Annotated in this window: 22 protein-coding genes; 15 read left to right on the top strand and 7 right to left on the bottom strand. The window is 59.0% G+C overall.

Translation table 11 applies throughout. From position 1 onward, the window contains the following. Nucleotides 1-34: 34 nt before the first annotated feature. The 10 genes from H3T90_RS04565 (at nt 35) to H3T90_RS04520 (ending at nt 10,078) form a co-directional block, all read left to right on the top strand. On the top strand, nt 35-712 hold the full coding sequence (locus tag H3T90_RS04565; protein WP_232346849.1) for a type I phosphoribosyltransferase: 678 nt from the start codon (nt 35-37) through the stop codon (nt 710-712). Continuing rightward, nucleotides 709-1,413: a TrmH family RNA methyltransferase gene (locus tag H3T90_RS04560; RefSeq protein ID WP_046323430.1), complete on the top strand. Its 705-nt coding sequence runs from the start codon at nt 709-711 to the stop codon at nt 1,411-1,413. The genes H3T90_RS04565 and H3T90_RS04560 overlap by 4 nt, the downstream gene beginning before the upstream one ends. Continuing rightward, nucleotides 1,410-2,357, top strand: coding sequence for an ATP-binding cassette domain-containing protein (locus tag H3T90_RS04555; RefSeq protein ID WP_198229731.1), 948 nt, complete (start codon nt 1,410-1,412; stop codon nt 2,355-2,357). Before H3T90_RS04560 ends, H3T90_RS04555 begins: the two co-directional genes overlap by 4 nt. Then, on the top strand, nt 2,354-3,343 hold the full coding sequence (locus tag H3T90_RS04550) for an ABC transporter permease subunit (protein WP_198229730.1): 990 nt from the start codon (nt 2,354-2,356) through the stop codon (nt 3,341-3,343). The genes H3T90_RS04555 and H3T90_RS04550 overlap by 4 nt, the downstream gene beginning before the upstream one ends. A 43-nt stretch (nt 3,344-3,386) precedes the next feature. Then, nucleotides 3,387-3,683: an Asp-tRNA(Asn)/Glu-tRNA(Gln) amidotransferase subunit GatC gene (gene gatC / locus H3T90_RS04545; protein WP_015022515.1), complete on the top strand. Its 297-nt coding sequence runs from the start codon at nt 3,387-3,389 to the stop codon at nt 3,681-3,683. Nucleotides 3,684-3,687: 4 nt separating this feature from the next. Beyond that, nucleotides 3,688-5,241, top strand: a complete 1,554-nt coding sequence (gene gatA, locus H3T90_RS04540) for an Asp-tRNA(Asn)/Glu-tRNA(Gln) amidotransferase subunit GatA (RefSeq protein WP_144177657.1) — start codon at nt 3,688-3,690, stop codon at nt 5,239-5,241. Nucleotides 5,242-5,265: 24 nt separating this feature from the next. Beyond that, entirely contained in the window at nt 5,266-6,768 is a 1,503-nt protein-coding gene (gatB, locus tag H3T90_RS04535; RefSeq protein WP_046323426.1) for an Asp-tRNA(Asn)/Glu-tRNA(Gln) amidotransferase subunit GatB, read from the top strand. A gap of 167 nt (nt 6,769-6,935) precedes the next feature. Then, complete coding sequence (locus H3T90_RS04530) at nt 6,936-8,039, top strand: GNAT family N-acetyltransferase (RefSeq protein WP_198229879.1); 1,104 nt, start codon at nt 6,936-6,938, stop codon at nt 8,037-8,039. Further along, complete coding sequence (locus H3T90_RS04525; RefSeq protein WP_029678206.1) at nt 8,036-8,350, top strand: DUF2469 domain-containing protein; 315 nt, start codon at nt 8,036-8,038, stop codon at nt 8,348-8,350. The genes H3T90_RS04530 and H3T90_RS04525 overlap by 4 nt, the downstream gene beginning before the upstream one ends. A gap of 138 nt (nt 8,351-8,488) precedes the next feature. Then, nucleotides 8,489-10,078, top strand: a complete 1,590-nt coding sequence (locus tag H3T90_RS04520) for an NAD(P)/FAD-dependent oxidoreductase (protein ID WP_110425855.1) — start codon at nt 8,489-8,491, stop codon at nt 10,076-10,078. Between the two features lie 59 nt (nt 10,079-10,137). Here the strand turns inward: H3T90_RS04520 and H3T90_RS04515 are convergent, their stop codons facing one another. After that, complete coding sequence (locus tag H3T90_RS04515) at nt 10,138-10,800, bottom strand: TetR/AcrR family transcriptional regulator (protein WP_198229729.1); 663 nt, start codon at nt 10,798-10,800, stop codon at nt 10,138-10,140. A 195-nt stretch (nt 10,801-10,995) separates the two neighbouring features. Between H3T90_RS04515 and rho the strand changes: the two genes are divergently transcribed. After that, nucleotides 10,996-12,888 (top strand): transcription termination factor Rho, encoded by a 1,893-nt coding sequence (gene rho / locus H3T90_RS04510; protein ID WP_046323424.1) that lies wholly within the window; start codon nt 10,996-10,998, stop codon nt 12,886-12,888. A gap of 141 nt (nt 12,889-13,029) precedes the next feature. Here rho and H3T90_RS04505 read toward each other — a convergent pair whose 3' ends face one another. The 6 genes from H3T90_RS04505 to H3T90_RS04480 all read right to left on the bottom strand — a co-directional run bounded on the left by H3T90_RS04505 (nt 13,030) and on the right by H3T90_RS04480 (nt 19,144). Next, nucleotides 13,030-14,010 carry a transketolase family protein gene (locus H3T90_RS04505; protein ID WP_198229728.1) on the bottom strand — a complete coding sequence of 327 codons (981 nt, stop codon included), beginning with the start codon at nt 14,008-14,010 and terminating at the stop codon, nt 13,030-13,032. A gap of 58 nt (nt 14,011-14,068) precedes the next feature. Then, entirely contained in the window at nt 14,069-14,932 is an 864-nt protein-coding gene (locus H3T90_RS04500; RefSeq protein ID WP_198229727.1) for a transketolase, read from the bottom strand. A 69-nt stretch (nt 14,933-15,001) separates the two neighbouring features. Beyond that, nucleotides 15,002-16,165: a putative PEP-binding protein gene (locus tag H3T90_RS04495; RefSeq protein WP_198229726.1), complete on the bottom strand. Its 1,164-nt coding sequence runs from the start codon at nt 16,163-16,165 to the stop codon at nt 15,002-15,004. 11 nt (nt 16,166-16,176) lie between these two features. Then, nucleotides 16,177-16,965, bottom strand: coding sequence for a sulfite exporter TauE/SafE family protein (locus H3T90_RS04490; RefSeq protein WP_121912933.1), 789 nt, complete (start codon nt 16,963-16,965; stop codon nt 16,177-16,179). A gap of 114 nt (nt 16,966-17,079) precedes the next feature. Then, nucleotides 17,080-17,949, bottom strand: coding sequence for a sugar phosphate isomerase/epimerase family protein (locus tag H3T90_RS04485; protein ID WP_121912934.1), 870 nt, complete (start codon nt 17,947-17,949; stop codon nt 17,080-17,082). Nucleotides 17,950-18,091: 142 nt separating this feature from the next. Then, nucleotides 18,092-19,144: a 3-isopropylmalate dehydrogenase gene (locus H3T90_RS04480; protein ID WP_198208051.1), complete on the bottom strand. Its 1,053-nt coding sequence runs from the start codon at nt 19,142-19,144 to the stop codon at nt 18,092-18,094. 370 nt (nt 19,145-19,514) lie between these two features. Between H3T90_RS04480 and H3T90_RS04475 the strand changes: the two genes are divergently transcribed. The 4 genes from H3T90_RS04475 to H3T90_RS04460 all read left to right on the top strand — a co-directional run bounded on the left by H3T90_RS04475 (nt 19,515) and on the right by H3T90_RS04460 (nt 23,107). Further along, entirely contained in the window at nt 19,515-20,405 is an 891-nt protein-coding gene (locus H3T90_RS04475) for an AraC family transcriptional regulator (protein ID WP_198229725.1), read from the top strand. Nucleotides 20,406-20,606: 201 nt separating this feature from the next. Beyond that, the gene (locus tag H3T90_RS04470; RefSeq protein WP_198208055.1) at nt 20,607-21,626 is read left to right on the top strand and encodes a Gfo/Idh/MocA family protein; all 1,020 of its coding nucleotides are present in this window, start codon (nt 20,607-20,609) and stop codon (nt 21,624-21,626) included. A 9-nt stretch (nt 21,627-21,635) separates the two neighbouring features. Next, entirely contained in the window at nt 21,636-22,577 is a 942-nt protein-coding gene (locus H3T90_RS04465) for a TIM barrel protein (RefSeq protein WP_046323415.1), read from the top strand. A 242-nt stretch (nt 22,578-22,819) separates the two neighbouring features. Then, a complete protein-coding gene (locus H3T90_RS04460) occupies nt 22,820-23,107 on the top strand; it encodes a putative quinol monooxygenase (RefSeq protein ID WP_046323414.1) in 288 nt (95 codons plus the stop codon).

Below are 23,107 nucleotides of genomic sequence, written 5' to 3'. Positions count from 1 at the left end.
CCGCTTAGGGGCCTCCGGCGCTAGTCTGATAAGCATGAACGAGGCATCGAAGAGACAAGAGGGTTCATCCTTCAGGCCCACTGGGTCGCCTGATCTGGTCGGGCGCAAATCCGACACGGACCTGCCTGAGCCGGTCGATCAGTTGCGCGAACTCCTGGCCCAGGAGATCGGCGGGCGTCCCTTCACCGAGCTGAGCGGGGTCACCTTCCACCACCGCGGGGCCGAACTTGCCGGGCACGTTCTTCTGGATACCCTGGAGGATGCGGGCTATTCAGTCGACGATTTCGATGCGGTCGGGGCCCTGACCGCCGCTGCCGTGCCACTGGCTGATGCCATGCTTCATGCCGCAGCCTCGCGCGGGCAGGATCTGGACGCCTTCGTCATGGACTTCGTCTACCCCTCCATCAAGGGCCCATCCATCGAAGGCAGGCGGGTCATCCTGCTGGATGCCTGGCTGGGCCGGAAGTCCTATGTGCAAACTTCATCCCTGGTTACCTTGGGCAAGAATAACGAGCTGAATCTTGACTGCGGGATCATTCAGCGCCAGGGCGCGAAGACGTTGGCTATCGCTTCGCTGGTGGGCGGCCGGACAGACGGCAGCATTCAGGTGGTCGATCCGGTGGACGGATCCCGGCAGCAGCTGCCCTTCATCTGCGCCTACCAGGAGGATCAGTTCGCCGGCACTGCCGACGGTTCGCCGGAGCGATCATGAGGGAGCCTGATCCAGTCACCCGAGCGGCCATGGCCTCGGATGAGCCGGTCTTCCGGCAAGTGGGGGTTGGCCCCTGGCAGGAAGAACATCCTGAGCAGCCTCTTCCGATAGACCCGCGCTATGACCGTGAACTGCTGGATCAGGGGGACCGCCGCAACGTCCTGGACCAGTACCGCTACTGGAAGGTCGAGGCCATTCGGGACGACTTGGATCGCCGAGGCCGTCATGATTTCGAGGTGGCTGTGGAGAACTGGACACACGACTTCAATATCGGCTCCATGGTCAGAACCGCCAATGCCTTTGCCGCCCGCCGCGTCCATATAGTTGGTCCTCACAAATGGAACCGCAAGGGCTCCCTGATGACAGAGCTCTACCAGCACGTGGTCCACGATCCCGACATAGCGACCATGGCAACCACCCTGCAAGAAGAGGCAGCGGGGCAGGGGGAGTCCATGCCTCGTATGATCGCCATCGACAATGTCCCGGGGGCCGTTCCCTTGGAAACCTATAGTTTTCCTCGTCGCTGCCTGCTCATGTTCGGCGCAGAGGGGCCGGGGCTCTCCGAAAAGGCCTTGGAGTTGGCCGACGATGTGGTCTACATCTCCCAGTTTGGATCGGTGCGATCCATCAATGCGGGGGCTGCGGCTGCCGTGGCCATGCACTCCTGGATCTGCCAGCATGCGGAGGTGGCGGGTCCATGATTGTCATCGACTCACTGACCAAGCGTTTCGGCTCCCGCAAAGCACTGGACCGTGTCTCCTTCACGGCCAGAGACGGTCGGGTGACCGGGTTTGTGGGGCCTAAAGGCGCTGGCAAGTCGACCACACTGCGCATCGCTCTAGGGCTGGTTCGTCCTGATTCAGGCAGAGCCCTGTTCGACGGCCAGCCGTTCGTCCGGCTCTCATCGCCCATGCGGACAGTAGGAGCAGTACTGAATCCACGCAATGCCCATCCTGCATGCAATGCCAGGAACCACCTGCTGGCCCTGGCTGCAGTCAATGGCATCGATCAGCGTCGGGTGAACCAGGTACTGGAGATGGTTGGCCTGCAATCGGTCGCCGATAAATCGACGGGTTCTTTTTCTTTGGGGATGAGTCAGCGGCTGGCCCTGGCCGCAGCCCTCCTGGGCGACCCACGCAACATGGTTCTGGAGGATTCCTTTGATGGACTGGATCCGGAGGGAGCCGAGAGGATGAGGGGCATCTGGCACAGCCTTGCCTCACAGGGAAAGGCAGTCCTCCTAAGCTCCCGTAAGATAAACAAGTTGGCTGAAATCGCTGACGATCTGGTCATCATCGCCAAGGGGCAGATACTGGAGAGAACGACCGTGGCCCGGTTCATTGGCGAGCACTCCCGTGACTCCATCTATGCGGTGACGCCGCAGCCCGACCAATTAAAGGCCGCTCTGGCAACGGCTGCCGGAATCAGCATCACTCGTCTGCCGCCAGACGAGAACTGTCCGCCAGATGCCGCCCGCTTCCGCATCCAGGGTGCGCCCTTGGCATCCACAGCCTCGATTCTGGCCCAGGAGGGTGTGGTTCTTTACGACTTCCAGCAGGAGGAGGTTTCCCTGGAACAGGCTTACAAGGACATCATCCATGGGAGAAGGGGCGCGCGGCAGAGTGATTCAGAGGCAAGACTGTGAGTGCTGACAACGGTCGTCGGGCCCGTCGGAGTCGGCGAGAGGTACCCGCAGGACTTGATTACGCAACTCCACGGCATGGCTCCGCCTTTACCAGGTTGCGTCGGACCTCGGGGCTGTCCTTGATGGATTTGCATCGGCCATCCGGTCACTTGACCCTTTCCGGGGCGGTCCGAGGGGAGCTGCGCAAGATGTTCTCCCTGCGATCGACCTGGGTTCTGCTGCTGATCGTCATGCTCTTGCAGCCGTTGACCACTGGCCTGATGGCTTGTGCGCCCCGGGTATTGGCTGGCCTGGGGCGACAGACCAGCCAATACCCGGCCCGCCTCATGCCTGCCTCCGGTGACGTTTTCTGGTCGGCCGTCGCAGCTGGCCTGTTTCCGGCCATGATCGTGGCGGGCATTCTTGGGGTTCTGGTCTTTGCGCGTGAATTTTCCGGCGCCACCATTGAGAGCACGCTGACGGCCAATCCTCGTCGAGGCATGGTTCTTATGGCCAAGGGCTTTGTTCTGGCCTTGCTGACTTGGCTGGCGGCACAGGTGGGCCTGCTGCTCAGCTGGATACTGGCGACCCTGCTTCTATCAGTCAGATCCGGCACCTCGCCTGCCTCCAATCCTGGTCTGGCCCTGATTGATTTGCTGGGCGGCCCGCTCATGCTGGTCCTCTTCGCCTTGATGGGTCTAGGCCTGGGAGCCTTGAGCCGATCCAAGGCCGGTGGGATCGGCCTGTTTCTTGGACTGACCTTGATCCTGCCATTGATTCTGGGCATCCTGCGAGGTTTGACCCCTCATGTCGGCTGGCTGCAGATTCCCTTCAGACTGACCCCAACCAGCCTGCTGGTCACCTTCCTCTCGGGCGTGGGCCGGACTGCAGAAGCAGGTCGCGGATGGTGGCCCACCTGGTGGCAGGCCGGCCTGATCATGATGGTCTGGACAGCCCTATGCTGTGCTCTGGGAACCCTGGTCTTCCGGCGCGCAGACATCGGTTGACCCTGTCTTCTGCGTGTCATAGAGCACCCATATGATAAGTGGTATGCCAACTTTTACACGTGAAGAGATCAAGCACTTGGGCGATCTGGCCCGTATTGCCTTGACCGATCAGGAGGCCGACCGCCTCAAGGGCGAACTCAACGTGATCGCCGATTCCATCACCAAGGTCCAGGAGGTGGCCGGCGATGATGTGCCCCCCACTGCCAATCCCATCCCCCTGGAGGCCTATCTGCGTCCCGATGAGGCTGAAGAGCCGCTGACCCAGGAGGCTGCCCTTTCGGGGGCGCCGGTAACTGAGTCCGGTATGTTCGTGGCCCCGCGCATTCTGGGTGAGGAGTGAGACGATGAGTGCACAGGAAGAATTGGTCAAACAATCCGCCTCCGACATGGCCGCACAGCTGCGGTCGGGGCAGGTCTCCAGCCGCGAGCTGGTTCAGGCTCATCTGGATGTGATCGAAGCCGCCGAGCCCAGCATTGATGCATTTCTGCAGGTCAGCGCTGATCAGGCTCTGGAGCAGGCTGACGCTTTTGATAAGCGCATGGCCCATGAAGGCGCCGAAGGGCTGCCGGAACTGGCCGGCGTTCCCATTGCCATCAAGGACATGATCGTCACCAAGGGCATTCCCACTACGGCTGCTTCCAAGATCCTCGAGGGCTGGGTACCACCTTACGATGCCACCGTCATCAAGAAGCTCAAGGCCGCAGGCATGCCTATTCTGGGCAAGACCAATCTGGATGAGTTCGCCCAGGGGTCTTCCACTGAGCACTCGGCCTTCAAGCCCACACACAACCCCTGGGATACCGAGCGGGTCCCGGGCGGTTCAGGCGGCGGTTCGGCTTCGGCTGTCGGCGCCTTTGAGGCTCCGCTGGCCCTGGGCACCGACACTGGTGGGTCCATTCGCCAACCCGGATCCCTGACCGGCACCGTGGGTGTCAAACCCACCTATGGCGGTGTTTCCAGGTTCGGGGCCATCGCCATGGCATCCTCCCTGGATCAGATTGGTCCGGTCTCCAGGTCAGTGTTGGACGCCGCCCTGCTGCAGGAGATCATTGGTGGGTATGACCGCCGAGACTCCACCTCGATTCCCAAGCCGGTTCCCCCTCTGGCCCAGGCTGCTCGTCAGGGCCAGAAGCGCGATCTGAAGGGCCTCAAGGTGGGCCTGGTCAAGGAGCTGGGCGGCGAGGGCTATCAGCCCGGCGTCGAAGCACGTTTCAACGAGGCTGTCTCGCTGCTGGAATCCATGGGCGCCGAGGTGGTTCAGGTCTCCTGCCCGCACTTCCCATACGCGCTGGCTGCTTACTACATCATCATGCCCTCTGAGGTCTCCTCCAACCTGGCCCGTTACGACGGCATGCGCTACGGCCTGCGGGTCATGCCTCCCGATGGCGTCCCCCAGACGGCAGCCAATATGATGGCCGCCACACGTGAGGCCGGGTTCGGCGACGAGGTCAAGCGCAGGATCATCCTGGGTATCTACGCCCTCTCCGCCGGCTACTATGATGCCTGGTACGGCTCAGCTCAGAAGGTCCGCACCCTGGTCATCCGCGACTTTGAGAAGGCCTTCGAGCAGGCCGATGTCCTGGTATCGCCCACTTCGCCGACCACGGCCTTCCGTTTCGGCGAGAAGATGGACGATCCGCTGGCCATGTACCTGAACGATGTGGCCACCATTCCGGCCAATCTGGCCGGCACTCCGGCCATGTCGATTCCCGCCGGGCTCAGCGACGACGGGCTGCCTGTCGGCTTCCAGTTCTTTGCCCCCCAGATGCGCGATGAGGTCATGTACCGGCCTGCCGCCGCTCTTGAGGCGGCCCTGGAGGAGCAGTGGGGCGGACCCATCTCCCAGAAGTTGTCCACCCCCTGGCTGGATGGCCTGGCCCAGGGATCGAACAAGTAGGCATCGGAAGGAAACGGAATCACAATGGCTGAAAAACTGATGAAGTACGCCGATGCCGTGGCCAAGTACGACCCGGTGTTCGGCCTGGAGGTCCATGTCGAGCTCTGCACCAACACCAAGCTCTTCTGCCCGGCCCATATCGAGTTCGGCGGCGAGCCCAACACCCAGCTGACTCCGGTCTCCCTGGGCCTGCCCGGCAGCCTGCCTGTGGTCAACAAGACCGCCATCGACTATGCGGTCAAGCTGGGCCTGGCCCTGCACTGCAAGGTCAATGAGTGGAGCCAGTTCGCCAGAAAGAACTATTTCTATCCGGACATGCCCCGTGACTATCAGATCTCCCAATATGACAAGCCCCTGAATGGCGAGGGCTATCTGGATGTGGAGCTGGACGACGGCAGCATCTTCCGCGTGCCCATCGAGCGGGCCCATGTGGAGGACGATGCCGGCAAGAACACCCACGTAGGCGGGGCTGACGGCCGCATTGAGGGTGCCGATCACTCCCTGGTGGACTACAACCGTGCTGGTGTCCCTCTGGTCGAGATCGTGACCAAGCCTATCGAGGGCGCCGGGGCGCGTACCCCCGAGGTGGCAGGGGCCTACGTCCGGGCCATCCGAGACATCGTCCGGGCCCTGGGCATCTCCCACGCCCGGATGGAGCAGGGCAATATGCGCGCCGACGTCAACGTCTCCCTGCACGCCGGGCCGGACGCCCCTCTGGGAACCCGATCGGAAACCAAGAACGTCAACACCTTCAAGGGCATCGAGAAGACGCTGACCTACGAGATCCGCCGTCAGGCAGCCCTGCTGGAGTCCGGCGGGGAGGTGCTGCAAGAGACCCGCCACTGGGATGAGTCCACACAGACCACGGCGGGCGGCCGTGTCAAGACCGATGCCAACGATTACCGGTACTTCCCCGACCCTGATCTGGTCATGGTCCATGTGACCAAGGATCATATCGAAGAGCTCAAGGCTCAGATGCCGGAGATGCCGCGCGAACGCCGCGCCCGTCTCAAGAAGGAGTGGGATTTCACCGACAGACAAATGCAGGATGCGGTCAACGCCGATGCCGTGGACCTGATCGAGGATACGGTCAAGGCCGGCGCTACGGCTGCCGGAGCCCGCAAGTGGTGGCTGGGCGAGATCTCCCGCGAAGCTAACGCCCGTGGGGTCAGCCTGCAGGAGCTGCCCATTTCGGCTCAGGATGTTGCCGATGTGGAGCAGCTGATTGCCGACGGCAAACTCAATGACAAGCTGGCCAAGCAGACCGTCTCCGGCGTGCTGGCAGGCGAGGGCAAGCCCAGCGAGGTCGTCAAGAAGCACGGCTACCAGGTGGTTTCGGACGACGGGGCTCTGGATGCTGCCGTCGACCAGGCCCTTAAGGACAACCCGGACATCGTGGCCAAGCTCAAAGGCGGCAATATGAAGCCCATGGGCGCTATTATCGGAGCGGTCATGAGGGCCACCAAGGGCCAGGCCGATGCCAAGGCTGTCAGCAAGATCGTCATGGAGCGCATCGCTAAGTCCTGACCACGCCCGGTCCGCCGACCTGGTTCCATCGGATTTGGACCGGCGGACCTGCCCAGCCTCTCATGGTTTTCCCAGGGGCGAGGGATTACAATTGATTGCCATCGCAAGGTGGCGATCATGGAGGTGACGTGATGTCTATGAGCGGCAGGGGCAATGACCGACCGCAAATGCAATCCGAGGGACCTGACGACGTGGCGGACAGACAGCTACCCGACCGGATTGAGATTCCCTACATCCGGGGCGAGATGTTGCACCTGCGTCCGGCGGTCATCGCCGATCTGACGGCAATGGACCAGCTGGAGGCCTTTTACAATTCCACCGGCATCACCGGTAAGGGGCCTAGCGCTGAACGAGCCGTGGTCAATGCCTGGGTACGTCGATCGGTGGCCTGGTCCAAGGGTCTGGCTGCCCGTGATTCGGGCGTGGGCGATCCCGAGTCCCGCCGCACCCTGGCTTGGGCCATGGTCACTGATGCGGACACCGACCAGGACGGCTCGCCCGATGCTGATGCCACCAAGGGGGTCATTGGTATGATCTTCCTGATCGACGTGGACGGCTGGTCACGCTCGGCCAGAATCCAGGTGGTCCTGGGCAGGCACTTCCGCGGGCGTGGCTACTCCCGGGATGCCATGCCCAGAATCATGACCTACGGGTACGCGGCTGCTCCTACGGGTCTGGGCCTGCACCGGATCTGGGTGGCTGTGCCAGAGAAAAACACTCGCTCGATCTCTGTCTACCAGTCTCTGGGATTCATGATTTCGGGTACCTCCCGTGATGCGCTCTGGGATGCCGAGAACGGCAAGTATCAGGATCAGATCGTCATGGACGCTTTGGTTGACGAGTATGATCCCATCCGTTCTTTGAATGCTTTCGGCATGCACGTCATCCGCGAAAACCCCGGTGTGGCCGAAGCTCTTGTTGCACACGGATACGCCGCGGATGAGAATGGCGGCATAAGCGGGTCCGAGCCTGGGGAGTCCACCTCGGCATCTCAGGATTCGTCTGCATCGGGTGGCCCGCATTCAGACAAACCTGCTGAAGACCATGCAGGATCTGACAGCAGGAATGATGAGAGGGCAGACTCTGGTCAGACGGACGTCACAGATGCCGTGGATAAGCCTGATTCTGACGAATCTGTTGCCGAGCAGTCCGGCGAGGAGCATACGGCATCTGATTGGGCCTATGGGTCGGCTGAGGCCAAACGTTCCAAGCGTGCTTGGTGGCGTACGCTTGGTCATGGCCGTGATCGCGCGAATGGAGGTAGTCGATGAGTGCTGAGGATCTCGACAACTACGAGACCAACGCTGAACTGGCCCTGTACCGCGAGTACCGGGACGTGATCAAGCTGTTCACCTATGTGGTCGAGACCGAGCGGCGATTTTACCTGGCCAACAAGGTGGACTTCAACGTCCGGTCCGCTGGGCAGGATGTCTACTTCGACGTCCGGCTGACCGATGCCTGGGTCTGGGATGTCTACCGGTCCAGCCGGTTCGTCAAGAATGTCCGCATCGTCACCTTTAAGGATGTCAATGTGGAGGAAGTGCAAAAGACGGATATCGACATCCCCGATGCGTTGGGCTAAATATCGCTCAGGGGCGAGCATCATCACGTTTGTTCCACGCAATGGCGGGAATTCGTGTGGGAAGTCCCTCGGCAGCCTCTGGCCTGGGACGAGCCAGGTACAGTAGTGGTGATTTCATACGGTTTTCAGGAGGTTGGCATGGAGCGCAAGCAGTCCGTGATCGTCATCGGCGGAGGGCCCGCCGGCTTGACAGCGGCATGGGAACTGGTCAAGGACGGCGGCGACGAGCGCTATGACGTCACTGTTCTGGAGGCCACCGATGCCTTTGGCGGCATCTCCCGCACGGTCCGGCATAACGGCAATCGCATGGATATTGGCGGCCATCGGTTCTTCTCCAAGGATGACCGGATCATGGACTGGTGGAAGGAGGTCCTGCCTCTGCAGGGCGCGCCCTCCTATGACGATAAAAAACTTGGCCGCCACCACGACCTGGAACCCGGCGGCCCTGATCCGGAGAAGACCGACCGGGTCATGCTCAAGCGTCACCGCGTCTCCAGGATTTACTGGAATCACCACTTCTTCGACTATCCCATCTCCTTGACGCTCAACACCCTCAGGGCCATGGGCTTCAAGCTGACCATGCAGGCCGGGTTCAGCTACCTGAAGTCCGTCGTCCACAAGCTGCCTGAGGACAACCTGGAGAACTTCTATATCAACCGCTTCGGCCGCAAGCTCTACTCCATGTTCTTCGAGGGCTACACCGAAAAGCTCTGGGGCCGTCACCCCCGCGAGATTAGCGCCGACTGGGGCGCCCAGCGAGTCAAGGGGCTCAGCATCATGGGCGTGCTCAAGAACGCCTTCCAGAAGCTGTTGCCCAAGAAGCGCGATGCTCATCAGGTCGAAACCAGCCTGATCGAGGAGTTCTGGTACCCCAAGCTGGGTCCGGGCCAGCTCTGGGAGACCGTGGAGCGTCGCAATGTGGAGCACGGGGTCCACGTGATCACCGATGCCCGCGTAATCGGACTGACTCAGCATGACGGCCACATGACCGGTGTCATCTATCGCAACGCTGATGGCAAAGAAGTGACTCTGCAAGCCGACCAGATCATCTCCTCCATGCCCATCAAGGACCTGGTGGAGGCCATCGCCCACGAGGAGCCGTCCACCGACAAGGAAATGGTCAGGGTGGCTCAGGGGCTGCCCTATCGCGATTTCGTGACCGTTGGCCTGCTGGTCCGCCACCTGCGCATCCGCAACACCACCTCCATCAAGACCTTGGGTGATCCGCCCATTGTTCCCGACTGCTGGATTTATGTGCAGGATCCCGGCTACAAGATGGGCCGCATCCAGATCTTCAACAACTGGAGCCCCTACATGGTCAAGAACGTGGACGGAACTGTCTGGATCGGCCTGGAGTACTTCTGCAAAGAGGGTGATGACTTCTGGAGCATGAGCGATCAGCAGACGACTGACTTCGCCATCAAGGAACTGACCCGGATGGGCATCATCAACGGCCCTGCCGACGTGCTGGATTCCCACCGGGAGCGGGTGGTCAAGGCCTACCCGGCCTACTTCGATACCTACGCCCAGATGCCAGAGCTGGTCAAATGGCTGGACTCCTTCGGCAACCTCTACTGCGTGGGTCGCAACGGGCAGCACCACTACAACAACCAGGACCACTCCATGGCTACATCCATGGAAGCCGTGGCCAACATCAAATCTGGGCGTGCCGACAAGACCAACGTCTGGAACGTCAATACCGAGAAGTCTTATCACGAGGAGAAGTAGACAAACCTCGGCTTTCGTTTCGTTTTAAGCCTCCGATCGAAAGTTCGGGGGCTTTGCCATCACGACAGGGCGATGGCCGGCGCCTTCAGGGGCAGGCCCAGCAACTGCGAGAAGAAGGCCACGCTCTCGCGGACACGTTGGCGGACCACCTCTCTGATCTGCGGGTTTCCGGCGGCTCCTCTGCCGTTGCTGACGATGGACGAGAGCCCGTCGGCCATCAGCCAGGCTACAGTGCGGGTGCCGGCTGTTTGCATCAGCTGGGTCTGCGGTAGGTCGCCCCGATTCAGCCAGCGGTCCAGCGCCTTGGTCAAAGGGTCGATAATCTGTGTGACGAAGCCCTCCATCACATTGCTGTTGGTGCTCAGGTAGCTGTACCAGTTGGCCTTGTCCGCGAAGATCACGTCCATCTTCCAGATGGCCCTTATCAGATGTGGGCAGATGTCGTCCAGCGCCTCTTGAACGCTCAGGTCAGAATCATGCAGAATGTCGACCACATGATCCACGTAGGAGGCCAGGTAAGTGCGCACGCAGGCATCTATCAGATCGTCCTTGGATTTGAAGTAGTAATAGAAAACGCTCATGCCCACGCCCTTGCCGTGGTTCATGGCGTGGATGACGTCGCGCAGGGAGGTGTTTGCGGCACCTTTCCGGTCGAAGACCCGCATGGCGGTGGTTACGAATTCGCTCCGCCGTTGCTCACGCAGAGATGCTCGATCATTCATATGCCTAGTCTAGAGGTTTACCTATGAATTTTTGGACACGCAGGCTGTTCCTTGCACCGGTCGGGCAGTCGTTGTAGGCTTATGGAAGTTCGATAAGCCGAGTCGGCATCGAATTTTCATGAGCGGTACCCCCGCACTATTCTCAAGCTATTTGCCTAGCCGAATTAGGCATAGCGAAGGAAAGGCATTACAACAGTGGCAACAAGCCAAGATATTCATTCCATGAAGCTGCCCGAACTCAAGGAATTGGCCAGGCAGCTGGGGTTGCGCGGTATTTCCGGCATGCGCAAGCCGGTCCTGATCGAGACGATCGAGGCGGCACGCTCGGGCGGCAAGGCCCCTGAGGGAGTAACCGTTGGCAAGCCCAAGGCTGCGGCCGCCGTGGCCAAGGGAGGCCAGGCTGCCGATCAGCAGCAGCCGACAAAGCAGGAGGCGAAGTCCTCCGCGGAAAGCGGACAGGAGTCCACGGAAACCCAGGAATCCAAGGGTGATAGTCCTGTCGGAGACCTCTTCGATGTTTTAGGCATTGACGATCATAAGAGCGGTCATACCGAGCATCGGAACCGCTTCCCCCACACCGTGGCCGACGAGGAGAACGTGGTCATATCCCGTCGCCGTCACCGCAGCACGGATTCATCCCGAGGCTCCCACGTCAACCGCGGCCGGAGCGAGCGTGAGCATGGTGAAGAGCGCGAAGGTTCCGGCTCAGGTTCAGTGCGCAATTTAGACGACATTCTGGCAGCATTGCCTTCACGGAATGACCGGCCCCGTCGGCGCAGCTATGAGGATCGCGGCGAGGAAGGACGCGACTACCGTCACAACGGCTATGATCGCCGAAACCGAAGCGACCGCAATGACCGCAACGATCGCAACGACCGACGCAACCGCAACAACCATCGCAGCAGCGGCCGGGATCGTGACTATGAGCCCAGGGAGAACTTCAAGCCCGAGGATTTGGTCCCCGTGGCAGGCATTGTGGATGTGCTGGACTCCTATGCTTTCGTGCGCACCTCCGGCTACCTGCCCGGCCCTAACGATGTCTACATCTCCATGGGCCAGGTCAAGAAGTATGGCCTGCGCAAGGGCGATGCCGTCCATGGCTCCATCCGTCCTCCCCGCGAGGGCGAGCATCGCAATCAGCGGCAGAAATTCGTTCCTCTTCAGGCCATTGACACTATCAACGGCATGAGCGTGGAGGACGCTGCAGGGCGCCCTCACTTCAACAAGCTGACTCCCCTCTACCCGCAGGAGCGTATGCGGATGGAGACCCAGCCCAAGAACATCACCGGTCGTCTGATCGACATTGTCGCTCCCATTGGCAAGGGTCAGCGCGGTTTGATCGTTTCGCCGCCCAAGGCCGGCAAGACCCTGACCCTGCAGTCCATAGCCAACTCCATCACCGCCAACAACCCCGAGGTGCACCTGATGGTGGTCCTGGTGGATGAGCGGCCCGAGGAGGTCACTGACATGGAGCGCACGGTTCAGGGCGAGGTCATCTCCTCCACCTTCGACCGTCCCGCCAGCGATCACACCACCGTGGCCGAGCTGGCCATCGAACGGGCCAAGCGCCTGGTGGAACTGGGACAAGATGTGGTGGTCCTTCTGGATTCCATGACCCGTCTGGCCCGCGCCTACAACATCTCGGCTCCCGCCTCCGGACGCATCCTCTCCGGCGGCGTGGATGCTCAGGCCCTCTATCCGCCCAAGCGCTTCTTCGGTGCCGCACGCAACATCGAGAACGGCGGCTCTTTGACCATCATCTCATCGGCCTTGGTGGAGACCGGGTCCAAGATGGATGAGGTCATTTTCGAGGAGTTCAAGGGCACCGGCAATATGGAGCTGAGGCTGACCAGGGATTTGGCCGACAAGCGCATGTTCCCCGCCATCGACATCAACGCCTCCGGCACCCGGCGCGAGGAGCTGATTACCGCACCCGAGGAGCTGGCTGTGGTCTACCGGCTGCGTCGCCTCCTGGGCGGTATGGAGACCGAGCAGGCCTACCAGACCTTGGTGCCCAGGCTGAAGAAGACCGCCACCAACCGGGACTTCCTGGCGGCGATCAACCAGTCCATGCTGGCTCAGAAATAGGAATGATCCGGTAAACGTGCGTGCAACCCGGTCCAGGGCTGCAGGCTAGAGTTCGCGCGTTAAGCCACAGGTCAATAAGGGGCAGGGTGCCGGCAATCCGACACCCTGCCCCTCTTCTGTGCTCCGGTGACGTCTTAGACGTCAGCGGTGAAGATACAGGCGTTTTCTATCGACGACTTTTCTGACGGCTTCTACAATGTCTTTTGCGGTCATTCCGTACTGCTGAGCCAGATAGTCCTGGTCGCCGACCTGGCCGAATCGGTCGTGCACTCCAATGAATTCGATAGGAACCGGACAGCTGCTTGCCACTGCTTCGCTGACGGCAGCGCCCAGGCCTGTGTTGACATTGTGGTTCTCGGCGGTCACGATAGCCCCGGTCTGCTTGGCTGCATCGATCACGGCCTGATTGTCCAATGGCTTCCAGGTGAACATGTCGAGGATGCGGACCCCTATGCCTTCATCGCTCAGGGTGCGGGCGGCTTTGATGGATTCAGCCACGCAGACGCCGCTGGCGATGATGGTCGCCTGTGCATCGAACTGGTTCATGACCTGCACGGCTTTTCCTATTTGAAAATCAGTTCCATCCCGGTAGATTTTGACGCACTGCTTGCGCACCAACCGCATGTATTGCATGCCGTAGGTTCGGGCCATCCAACCCATTATCCATTTCAGCATGGTGATGTCGGTGGCTTCCAGGACGGTCATTGTGGGGATGCCCCTCATGATCCCCATATCCTCAAAGGACATGTGGGTGCCGCCATTGGTCTTGGCGGTGATTCCCGGGTCGGAGCCAATGAGTTTGACATTGGCCTTGCTGTAGGCGCCGGAAATGAAGATCTGGTCCAGGGCCCTTCGGCTCATGAAGGAAGCGAAGGTGTGTGCGAACGGTATTTTGCCGGTAAGGGAGAGCCCTACTGCAGTGCCGATCATATTGGCTTCCTGGATGCCGCAGTCCACTGTCCGTTCGGGGTAGGCTTCCTGGAAGGGCTTGGTGCCCATGGCACTCATCAAATCAGCATCCAGCAGAACCAGGCGCTCCTCGTCGGCCGCCAGATCGAGGAGGCACTGGCAGAAGGCCTGTCGCATTTCCTGTTTCTCGTTTTCCAAAGTATGTTCTATCATTCCTCTTCCCTTTTCATCTGTCCGTGTGCAATTGGGCTCGTGCGCATGGATCTCACGCTCAGGCTGCATTCATCATTGTTTGGATTTCAGCCAAAGCCTGGTCGCGCTGCTGCTCGTTGATTGATGTTGAATGACTCTTCGGAGTTCCGGCAATCTCAGACCATCCCAGGCCCTTGACCGTATGAAGCACGATCATTGAAGGTCGGTCGTCGGCCTTTTGTGCCTTGCTGCGGACTGTCTCCAAAGCTTGAAGAATGGAGGGGACGTCATTGCCATCGGGAACGTCAACGACCTGCCACCCAAAAGCCTCGAACTTGGCTGTGGCATCTCCCAAGGAGCAGATGTCCTTGCAGTATCCGTCCAGTTGCAGGCCGTTATAATCTATGAAAGCAATCAGATTGCCCAGGCGATGTTGGGCGGCGAAAAGGGCCATCTCCCAAATCTGCCCCTCCTGGCTCTCGCCGTCTCCTATGACCAGATAGACCTTGTTGTCCCGACCATCCATTTTCAGTCCCAGGGCAACGCCGACGGCTACTGAGGCCCCCTGACCCAGGGACCCAGCGGTTACGTCCACTCCGGGAACCTTGAGTCTGTCGGCATGGCTGGGAAGGTTGGTCCCGTTGCGGTTGAGGGTATTCAACCAATCCATGGGGAAGTATCCGCGCAAGGCGAGTGTGGCGTATAGGGCCGGGGCGCAGTGGCCCTTGGACAGGACGAACCAGTCCCGGTCGGCCCACTGTGGATCCTCGGGCTTGATATTCATCTCCTGCCCGTACAGGACGGCCAAAAGGTCGGCTATCGACAGGGATCCCCCTACGTGGCCGGTCCCAAAGGCCGAGATTTCCTTGACCGTCTCCTGTCTGATCCGACCAGCGAACTGTTTGAGTTCTCTGACCTTGTCCGCATCGGTGCTTTCGTTCATGTTGATTTCCTTACTATTCTTGTAGATCGGTTCTTATTGCGGCGGTGTTTGGTTTTCCTGATTGCTGTCCTACCTGCGTTCGGGCGCATGCCTGCCCAGACTGGCCTGGGCTGCGGCCAGTCTCGCCACCGGCACCCGGTAGGCTGAGCAGGATACATAGTCCAGGCCAACGCGCTCGCAGAATTCGATGGAGGGGGGATCCTCCTGCAGAAGCCCCTTGTCGTAATAGTCCTGGAGGAAGGAGCCGGCATCGTCCCGGCTGAGCCCGAAGGTCATCGGGGTAAGGTCATTGGTGCCGAAAGAGAAGAATTCAGCGCCGGCTGCTATATCACCGGCCAGCAGTGTAGCCCTGGGGGTTTCGATCATGGTTCCGACCGAGCAGTACATGGGAAGCCCGGATCCCCTGATGACACGGTTTGCCGTCTCCTCCACGATCTGCTTGACATATTCGAATTCCGCCGGCTCGCTGACCAGAGGCACCATGATCTCTGGAGCAAGGGACCAGTCGGGGTGTTGGCGCTTGACCTGGATGGCGTCTTCCACCACGGCCCGGGTCTGCATGCGGGCGATGGCGGGGTAGGTGACTGCCAGGCGGGATCCCCGGTGTCCCAGCATGGAATCGACCTCGGTCAGTTCGTCAGCAGTGTCTTTGATCTCTTCGGCTGTATGTCCGGTCGCCTTTGCCAGGGCTTCAACTGCTTGAGCGGTTTTGGGAAGGAACTCGTGCAGTGGCGGATCAATCAGTCTGACAGTCATCGGCCTTCCGCCCAAGGCCTCATACATGGCGGTGAAGTCCTCGCGTTGCATAGGCAGGAGGGCATCGAGGGCTTCCTGGCGTTCTTCTTCGTCTCCTGCCACTATCATCCGTCTGATGGCCTCGATGCGATCGGGCTGGAAGAACATATGCTCGGTGCGGCACAGGCCGATTCCCTCAGCACCCAGCTCCTGTGAACGCCGAGCATCTTCCGGCGTGTCCGCGTTGGCCCTGACCTCCTTGATGGATTCGAAGAGCTGGATGGTGGGATCGGTCGGGAACTCGCGGCCTTCCTGCTGCTTGTAGTCGTCCAGAAAACAGTGGGCCAGCCATTCCATGTCCTCGGCATTCAGGTCGTTGTCGCCGCTGACCTGTCGCTCGGGTAGTAAGCCTTCAGCCAGATTCAAGTCTGTCTTGGTCTTTTGCTGAGATTGGGAGCGTTCTGCCAATTTTTGTGCAGGAATCGGTACTGTTGCCATAATGGCGCCTTTCAGACCAGAAGGTTGATGACGGCGATGACTGCGAAGATATAGATTGCCGCAGTAAAGGCTTTCTGGTTGACGTGACCGGCGATCAGCCTGCCGCAGAAGACGGCGAGCAATGTGAGTGGGAGAACGCATAGGAGGGCAAGCGCGGTTTCTCTGTTGGTTGTGTTCAGTCCGACTGCGAAAGGCAGCTTCACCATATTCACCACTAAGTAGAAAGCTGCCGTGGTGCCTAGGAATTGCTTGACCGGCAACCGCTCGCTGCTGAAATAGACGGCTGTGACCGGTCCTCCGGCATTGGCCACCATGGTGGTAAAACCCGCCAGAACGCCGCAGAGCATGTGGAATGCCACGCTTATCCACTGCTTCTGCCTGTTCTTGCTTCTGGTTTCGACTTGGGGGGCTTGACTCTTGCCCCTCTGCCGCGTTTTCAGCGCGGACCTTATGCGCGAGAGGAAGTAAGGCGCAATGAAGCAGGCAAGTATGACCCCTATAATCTTTTTGGTCGCGTCATTGTCAGCGTGATACAAGAACCAGACGCCGGCAAGAATGCCTATGGTCACAGTCGGCAACAGTCTAAGCAGGGAAGCCAGCACAATGTCATGCCGGTAGGCCCAGATGGCGGTCCAGTCAGCGACGACAGCCATGATCAGCGTCAGCTCGGTGGCTTCTTTGGCGGGCATCAGTGACGCCAGAGCGGCCACCGCCAGGATGGCTGAGCCTGGTATCAACGACTTGTCCAGGCCGATCAGGACAGCAGCCGCCGCCAAACCGATGATCAGCCAGAGGTTCATGTTAGGTCACTTCCTTTGTTGGCGCACGCTCTTTATAAGAAGATGCGTCGGCCGACACTGCGTCACATCAGTGTCGGCCGACATGGCAACTCCTGAGGAAACAGGCAGTTGCGTTCAGGCTTCCGCCACCAGGCGTTCTATGGTTTCACGCTGGTAGACGGACGTTTCATGGGCGGTCTCGTCCTCGGCGAATACGTTGGAGACGATGATGGAATCCTCCCGGTCCAGGAACCCGTTCTTCTTCAGGGCGGCGAACAGGGCCTTGAAGTCCACATCGCCGTCGCCCACTTTCAGGTGCTGGTGAACGCGGGCGTTGGTCCCTGGAGGATTGGCTATATAACGCAGATCATGCGAACGATGATGGTCATAGCTGTCTGAGATATAGACCGACCTGAGTCGTTTGCCGGCCAGGGCGGTGATCCCATCCACATTATTGCCGTAGTGGAAGGTATGAGGAGCCACATAGACCGCGCCGACCAGTGGGCTGTTGAGGCCTCGTGTGATCCTTAGCGCATCAATGCCGTTCTCGACGAAATCGTAGGGATGCGGGTCGAAGTTGATGCGGATGCCTTCCCGCTCAAGCAGGGGCAGTATTTCCTCCATGGTCGCGTAGAAGGCAGCCTCGGACTCCTCATAGCGCTCCGGTATGCCGCTGAATTCGCTGTTGATGACGTGCACGTCCAGCAGAGCCGCGATTTCGATGGCCCGCTTCCAATTGCGCACTGCTGTCTGCCGCTCTCGCTCGTCGGGCCAGGAGGTTCTGTAGACCGGCAGCAGCGAGCACAGCTCAACGTTCGCCTTCTTCAGAGCGGCCGCGAAGTCCTTGACCAGTTCGTCGTCCGCCTTGGGATGCACATAAAACGGCAGGAAGGCATCGTGCGGAGCCAGCTGCATGTACTTATAGCCGGCGTCCGCTACCGCCTTGGGCAGTTCCAGGAATGGCAGGTCGGGATGGAATGGTGTGGGATCCAATGCGATTTTCATATTGTCTAACCTCGTTGTCGGAACTTATGGATGCCCCTGGTTCGTCCTGTTCGTCGGCATCCTTGCTGCGAACAGGGTAGGTAGGCGCCCGGAGTTCAGAGTTTCAATCCTCCGGAGCGCTTACAGGTATGTTGCTGCTTGTTTACAGTCTTGCGATGATGTCCTGGCCGATTTGATCTGTGCTGCGTTTGCGTGAGGAATTCTCCTCAGCATCCGCTTCCACGGCGCGATCGATGCGGGCGGCTGCTTCGTCGTACCCGAAGTGCTGCAGGAGCATGGCGGCAGACAGGACCGTGGCCGAAGGGTTGGCTATACCCTTGCCCGCAATGTCGGGGGCGGAGCCGTGGATGGGCTCGAACATGGAGGGATGCTCATCGGTCACGTTGATGTTGGCTGATGCCGAATAGCCGATTCCGCCCACAACTGCGCCGGCCTCGTCAGTGATGATGTCTCCGAAGAGGTTGTCGGTCACAATCACGTCGAACCGGGAGGGATCGGTGACCAGGAAGATGGTGCAGGCATCGGCATGCAGGTAGTCATAGGTCACGTCGGGGTACTCCTTGCCGACCTTGTCCATGACCCACAGCCAGAGTTGACCGGCATAGTAGAGTACGTTGGTCTTATTGACCATGGTTACGTGCTTCTTGCCTCCGCGCTTGCGAGCCAGTTCGAAGGCAAACCTCACCGCCCTCTCGATGCCGAATTCGGTGTTCATCGAGGTCTCGGTTGCTATGGCGTGTTCAGTGCCCATGCGAAGCAGACCGCCCATGCCGGAATACAGGCCTTCCGTGCCCTCTCTGATGACGACGAAGTCGATGTCGCCAGGGTCGGCCAAAGGGGATTTGACGCCGGGGTAGAGTTTGGAGGGCCGCATGTTGATGGCCTGGTCAAATGCGAAGCGGAGCTTGAGCAGCAGGCCGCGCTCCAGGATTCCTGACTTGACTCGTGGATCGCCGACAGCCCCCAGGAGTATGGCATCCTTTTGGTCCATATCCTTGAGTTGGTCATCTGTGATGAGGGTACCGTCACGAAGGTATCGGTCTGCGCCCAGATCATAGTTGGTGTAGTTAAAGGAAACGCTGTCGCCAACGGCTTCCTTGAGTACAGCTTGCGCGACTGGAACGATTTCACGGCCGATTCCGTCACCGGGAATGACCGCGATGTCCAATGTCTTCTTTGATGTTTGGGTATTCATGCCTTTCATGTTAATGATTGCCCGGCGGTATGGCAATCAGAAAACCACTAAAAAGACCGATATACGGGATTTTCATATCAATATTCGCATAATCGTGTCGAAAATTCGCCATTCCCTTGATTTGCTTATCAAAGTATGTAGAGGACTGTCCAATAGCTGCATAACATGAAAATACAGCGGATCATTCGACAGGCAGTACGCTGAATATCCGTGCCTTCTGCTGCCTCAAGTGCATCAGTCCTTGGGTCTTGCCCGGGAGGGGACACAGAGCAGACAACATTTCAACAACGCAATCGAATAGAATAAAGCAATAAAAGCACAATTCATGGACCTGAACTGGCAAGGACGCGAGTAAAGGGGATCGTGGGATATGACACCTGAGGATTATAAAAAATGGATACCGGCGGATGAATCCGGCATTCTCGGGAAGAAAGCCATACAGATAAATGACGCAGGAAGGCTGGCGCGCGCTGTCTTCCTCCATCCGCTGTGGGGCGGGACATACCGGGTCAATTCGGACTATTCCTGCAAACGTGAGTATATGAACTCCTTCCTGCTGTTCTTCATTGAGTCAGGCAGTCTTGATTATGTCTATGAGGGTGCTTCATTTACTGCCCATGCAGGAGACGTTGTTTTGCTGGACTGCAAAAACCATAATGATTACCGATCAAGCGGGCTGACGCGATTCTCCTACCTGCATTTTCAGGGCAACGGCGTACAGGCATACGCTGACTATCTGCAGGATGTCAACGGTCCTTTGTTCACGGATTCTCAAGATGCCGGGGATGAACTCATCTCCATACTGGACCAGATGCGCTCCGGGGATGTGTCACTGTCGCGAAGACAATTGGACGAATTGCTCCACCGCCGTTTGGAGCATGTGCTGGTGCTGCTCACTCGCCGAGTCGATGAGAGCCTGGAGGTGCACTATGACGACAATGTACCCCCGGATCTGTCAGCGGCCATACGATACATCAATAGGCATTTCGACTCGGATGTATCCATCCATGCGCTCAGCAAGATTCTGAATACGAGCGAGTCGCAGCTCTCTCATGCTTTTAAGCGCCATTTGGACATGGGTGTGCATCAATTCGTCCTGGAATGCCGAATCTCGCATGCCAAATACCTGCTGACGACCAGCAAGATCCCTATCGCTCAGATCACCAAGGAGTGCGGATTCACGGTGAGCTCGCACTTCTCGTCCTCCTTCAAGAAGCTTGTGGGAGTCTCGCCTTCCGAGTTTCGGCGGAATTTTTCATAGTCTGCAGGTTTTCTGAAAATGCGATGCCCAATATTCAGATTTCTGCAGGGAAGATAAGAAAAGGTGTTTTCCCGGTCGATTGGCAGCAGTCGGGGAGCGCATGGCCCCCTACGATGCAATGAGAGGGACGCAGTGCAGCTCCCTCAATAACAAAGTAATTACTGCGATAGCAATTACATCGCCAAGGGAAAGTGAACGAAGATGACACTACGTATTGGAATCATCGGTGTTGGAACCATGGGTTCCGACCATGCCAAGCGTCTTTCGACCAGAATCAACGGTGCCACTCTCGCCGGCGTCTGCGATCTGATACCGGAACGGGCTCAGAAGATGGCTGATCTGTACGGGGCCAAGGTCTATGCAACAGGCAAGGACCTGATTGACTCCCCGGACATCGACGCTGTCGTGGTGGCGACCCTGCCCCATGAGACCCATGAGCAGTTTGTTCTCGAAGCCATCAAGCAGAAGAAGTACGTGCTCAGTGAGAAGCCGCTGACCACCTCCGCTGCCGGCTGCCGTCGTGTGGTCGACGCCGAGATCGCCGGAGGCAAGCGTCTGGTCCAGGTGGGCTTCATGCGCCGCTTCGATCAGGGCTATCAGGAGATCAAGCAGGCCATCCAGAACAAGACCTACGGTGAGCCCCTGCTGATTCATTGCGCCCATCGCAACGAGGACACCCCACTCAACTACAACTCCGATATGGCCATTGTGGAGACCGCCATCCATGAGGTGGACGTGCTGCACTGGCTGCTGGGCGAGGACTATGACTCGGTCTTCTGCTTCCTGCCCAAGAAGCAGACCCGCTACACCCACAAGGGGCTGCATGATCCGCAGATCATCGAGATGGACACCAAGTCCGGCGTCCACATCGACCTGGAGGTCTTCGTCTGCAACCACATGGGCTACGACATCAACTGCCGTGTGGTCTGCGAGGAGGGCGAGATCGCCCTGCACACTCCGCAGAACACCATTGTCAAGGTGGCCGAGTCCGAGCGCGAGTCCATTCCCAATGACTTCACCGTGCGTTTCAAGGAGGCTTATGACCGCGAGATGCAGGCCTTCGTGGACGGCATCAACGCCGACCAGCTGACCGGCCCCACCTCCTGGGATGGCCTCATTGCCTGCGTGACCTGCGATGCGCTCTTCGCTTCGCGCGACGAGGGCGGCGTCCGCAAGAAGATCGAGCTGCCCGAGACCCCGTCCTTCTTCCAAGAGCAGTAAGGCGCGATCATGACGAACAACAAGGGCAAGGCGCGCAATCTGAAGGATCCCAAATACTCCAAGCTGTCCATCGGTGTATGCCCGGACCAGTGGGGTGTCTGGTTCGACAATGACGACAAGCAGATTCCTCCCCGTCAGACAATGAAGGAGATGGCTGAGGCCGGATTCGAGATTCTTGAAACAGGCCCCTGGGGTTACTTCCCCAAGGATCCCAAGGAGCTGAAGGCTTGGACCGATGAATACGGCATGAAGGTGGTGGCCGGAACCAGTTGGGGAGTCCTGCACAAGCCGGAACAATGGCCGGAGACCGAGCGGCACTTCCGCGAGATCGCCGAGACCCATGCCGCTGTCGGCGCAGAGTACATCGTGCATCTGCCGCCGCTCTACCGTGATGACAAGACCTGGGAGTGGACCGATGACCGCGTCCTGTCCCCCGAGGCTTGGAACACCTACATTACCAATGCCAACAAGCTGGGCAAGATCATGAAAGAGGACTATGGGCTGAAGATGGTCCTGCATCCTCATGGCGATTCCCATATCGAAACCCCTGAGGAGATCGCCAGGATCTTCGAGAACACGGATCCTGAATATGTGAATCTGTGCCTGGATACCGGCCATATCGTGTACGGCGGCGGTGACCCTATCGAGATGGTCAAGAAGTATCCTGAAAGGATCACCTACGTTCATATCAAGGCTTTCGACCCGGCTTTGGTCAAGGAAGCCCATGAGAAGGACTGGCCCTTCGGCGAAGCGGTGGCCCGCGGCGCATCGGTGACACCCCCGGCCGGCGAGCCTGATATGCAGGAGCTGGTCGACGCCTTGGCGGCCTTGGACAAGGAGATGTATGTGATCTGCGAGCAGGATCTCTATCCTGCTGATCCCTCCTTCCCTCTGCCTAATGCGATCAAGACCCGCGAGTATCTCGCTTCCTGCGGTCTGGGTACTCTCTGATCCTCAATATGTCAACGGAACCGGTGTCTGGCGATGTGTATGCAAATACTGTCGGATGCCGGTTTTCTTTTTTCAACAGGCCCAGGGGTGGGGCGGGGCAGCAACAAGTATGGCTCTCGCAGTCAGATGTTCTGGTTGAACCGATAGCCCTCACCCCCCGGCCCATTTTTGACGGTCGTCGCAAGTCGTAAACCGCCAATAGCTGGCGTGCGTATGTGTTTGTCTGAAAGGGATTACAAGTCATGGAAGTCATTTACGCCACGGTCCACGTCAAGGACGAGAACATGGACGAATTTTTGAAAGTGATGACTGAGCTTGCTCGCAAGTCAGCCGCTGAGCCACAATGCGGCGGCTATCATTTTGTTCAGCGAGCGGATAATCACAATGAATTTGCTTTCATCGAGTTCTGGCCCACGCCCGACAGCCACGAAGCACACTGCCAGAGCCAACATTTCAAGACGCTTTTCCCCAAGATGTGCGATCTTACCGAGGAGGGCGTTCAGGACATCATCAGTAGGCAGCTGGTCTGA

The sequence above is a fragment of the Bifidobacterium polysaccharolyticum genome (assembly GCF_016101585.1).
GTDB classification, from domain to species: Bacteria; Actinomycetota; Actinomycetes; order Actinomycetales; family Bifidobacteriaceae; genus Bombiscardovia; species Bombiscardovia polysaccharolytica.
Note: the sequence above shows the minus strand (reverse complement) of the source record. Positions and strands in the feature narration are given on the sequence as shown.